At 62.9% G+C, this 2,801-nt stretch carries 3 protein-coding genes; 2 read left to right on the top strand and 1 reads right to left on the bottom strand.

Annotated elements, in window-relative coordinates; all coding sequences use genetic code 11:
* Positions 1-27: 27 nt before the first annotated feature.
* Positions 28-504, bottom strand: a complete 477-nt coding sequence (locus tag HMPREF0372_RS08340; protein ID WP_007490798.1) for a DUF4830 domain-containing protein — start codon at positions 502-504, stop codon at positions 28-30.
* A 103-nt stretch (positions 505-607) separates the two neighbouring features.
* Here HMPREF0372_RS08340 and HMPREF0372_RS08345 point away from each other — a divergent pair, with 103 nt between their 5' ends.
* Both HMPREF0372_RS08345 and HMPREF0372_RS08350 read left to right on the top strand, forming a co-directional pair.
* Positions 608-1,312, top strand: coding sequence for a pseudouridine synthase (locus HMPREF0372_RS08345; RefSeq protein ID WP_007490799.1), 705 nt, complete (start codon positions 608-610; stop codon positions 1,310-1,312).
* A 270-nt stretch (positions 1,313-1,582) separates the two neighbouring features.
* Positions 1,583-2,674, top strand: a complete 1,092-nt coding sequence (locus HMPREF0372_RS08350; protein WP_007490801.1) for a PucR family transcriptional regulator — start codon at positions 1,583-1,585, stop codon at positions 2,672-2,674.
* The last annotated feature ends 127 nt before the right edge of the window (positions 2,675-2,801 follow it).

Consider the following 2,801-nt stretch of genomic DNA (forward strand, 5'->3'; position numbering starts at 1 on the left):
GCGGCGCGAGAGCGCCGCGCTTTCCATTCAGGCGGGCATCTCCAGCCCGTGGATGAAGCCCCCGAGCTGGGCGGAGAGCACATCGCCGCCGATGACCGTGCTCTTGTAGACGAGCAGGCCGGCCTGGATGCCGCTCTCACCGGTGGGGTAGTTGGTGATCTCATAGGTGTACCGCTTGACGCGCTTGCCGCAGTAGTCGGTCAGATCGAAGCCCTGGCTGGCCTGGAGTTCCAGGTACTGGCTGTAGGTCTCGTCGAACTGCTCGGGGATGATCAGCTCCTCCACGGCGATGGGGTCGCTGGAGACCGACCAGCCGTAGCTCTCCAGATAGGCGATCCGGTCCTCGTTGGTGCGGACTCCCTTGGGGCTGACCGCAGCGGAGGCCGCCGCGCCCCGCCCCCCCAGCAGCCCGGCGGCCGCCACCAGTACGCCGCAGACCACGGCGGCGGCCGCCGCGACGGCTGCAATTCGGCCCTTGCGGACCTTGGCGGTGATGATGAACACAGCGCAACGCTCCCTTCCGAAAAGTGGTCGTGATGATTGGTATGTTCTTTTCCACCGTTGTATGCTAAAATGTTGAAAAAAGGACGAGCCACAGGAGGAGCCTATGGAGCGGTTGGATAAAATTTTGGCCAATACAGGCCGGTGGTCCCGAAAAGAGGCGCGGGAGCTGGTGCGGGCCGGCCGGGTGGCCGTGGACGGCGTGACGGCCCAGGCGGCGGACGGGAAATACGACCCCGCGGCCCGCTTTGAGGTGGACGGCGAAACGGTTTCCGGGGAGCGGCTGGTTTACCTGATGCTCCACAAGCCGGCGGGGCTGGTGTCCGCGACGGAGGACCCCCGCCAGCCCACCGTGCTGGAGCTGCTGCCCCAGCATCTGCGCCGGGTGGGGCTCTTCCCGGCGGGACGGCTGGACAAGGACACCGAGGGCCTGCTCCTGCTCACCAATGACGGCCCCCTGGCCCACCGCCTGCTGGCCCCCCGGAACCACGTGGACAAGACCTACTTCGTCCGGGTGGACGGGGAACTGGATGGGGCGGACGCGGCGGCCTTCGCCGCAGGGATGATGCTGGAAGACGGGCTGGCCTGCCTGCCTGCGGGGCTGGAGGTGCTGGAGCAGCCGGACACCGCCCTCGTTACCCTGCACGAGGGCAAGTACCACCAGATCAAGCGCATGCTGGCGGCCCGGGGGAAGCCGGTGGTGTACCTCAAACGGCTGACCATGGGGCCGCTCATGCTGGACCCGGCCCTGGAAAGGGGGGAGTGGCGGCCCCTGTCTGCGGAGGAGGTGGCCGCTCTGCGGCAGGCGTAGGGGCGGCCCGGGCGGGGAACATTCACGGCCAACTTGCCCGGCACAGCCGGGCATGCCAGCGCTTTGTCTTAGCGCTGCGGTTTCGTCTGCGCCCTGCCTTCGTCTCCCAGCCCACGGCCTCTGTGCTTCCTGTCAGCTTTCGGCAATTTCAACAAAAAATTTTGCAAAACCTATTGAAAAGGGCAAAAAGACCCGGTATAATAGAAAGGAAACGGACGAGAGAGCGGTTTGTCCCCCTGCGGGGGGAATCAAAATAAGGAGGCTATCACCATGTCCAGCAGGATTTTTCAGAGCGTTGTCTTACAGATGAAGGACAGCACGGAGAGAGCCATCGGCGTGATCGATTCTGAGGGAACGGTGGTGGCCTGCAATGAGCTGAGCTGCATCGGGGAGCACTGGCCGGGCGCCGTGGAGGCGGTCAACAGGGGCGAGGGAGACGCGGTCCGCTTTGACGGGCGCACCTTCAAGGCCCTGGCCGGCTGGGGGGCCCAGTTCGACTATGCCGCCTTTGTCAAGGGTGAGGACTCCGAGGCGCAGATGCTCTGCGCCATGGCCACGGTGGCGCTGAACGGCGCCAAGACCTACTATGAGGAGAAGCACGACAAGGCCACCTTTGTCAAGAACATCATCTCCGACAACATTCTGCTGGGGGACATCTATGTCCGCGCCAAGGAGCTGCACTTTGTCTCTGAGGCGCCCCGGGCGGTGTTCCTGATCCGCCAGGTGGAGACCAGCGATCCCGCCCTCATTGACGTGGTGCATACCCTGTTCCCCGACAAGCAGGTGGACTTCGTTCTCTCGATCAGCGAGACTGACGTGGCCCTCATCAAGCAGCTCTCTGAGGGGGCCGAGCCCCGGGAGCTCTATAAGATCGCCAAGCAGATCGAGGAGAAGATCACCGAGGAGCTCCATGTGCGGGTGGTCATCGGCATCGGCACCATCGTGGGCCACATCCGGGAGTTGGCCCGGGCCTACAAGGAGGCGGGGATCGCCATCGACGTGGGCCGGGTGTTCGACACGGAGAAGAGCATCATCAATTACGAGAATCTGGGTATCGGCCGGCTGATCTACCAGTTGCCCACCACCCTGTGCGAGATGTTCCTCCAAGAGGTGTTTAAGAAGAACCCCATCGACGCACTGGACCAGGAGACCCTGTTCACCATCAACAAGTTCTTTGAGAACAACCTGAACGTATCCGAGACGGCTCGGAAGCTCTTTGTCCACCGGAACACCCTGGTGTACCGCCTGGAGAAGATCAAGAAGCTTACCGGACTGGATCTGCGGGAGTTTGACGACGCCATCACCTTCAAGGTGGCGCTGATGGTCAAGAAGTACCTGATCTCCCGGGGCATCGACAACTGAGTGCACTGCCAGCAGGGGCGCCGGAGACGGCGTCCCTGCTGGCAGTGGGCATTTCTTTCGAATACGATAAATGAGGTAACCGAGCGTGATACGGTGTAGGTTTGTCAAACATATTGGACGGTGAACT

It is taken from the genome of Flavonifractor plautii ATCC 29863 (genome assembly GCF_000239295.1).
GTDB classification, from domain to species: Bacteria; Bacillota; Clostridia; order Oscillospirales; family Oscillospiraceae; genus Flavonifractor; species Flavonifractor plautii.

What these genes read in the sequence shown, in the direction of transcription:
- HMPREF0372_RS08345 (WP_007490799.1), top strand. Translation starts at nt 608, where the DNA reads ATGGAGCGGTTGGATAAAATTTTGGCCAATACAGGCCGGTGGTCCCGA.
- HMPREF0372_RS08350 (WP_007490801.1), top strand. Translation starts at nt 1,583, where the DNA reads ATGTCCAGCAGGATTTTTCAGAGCGTTGTCTTACAGATGAAGGACAGC.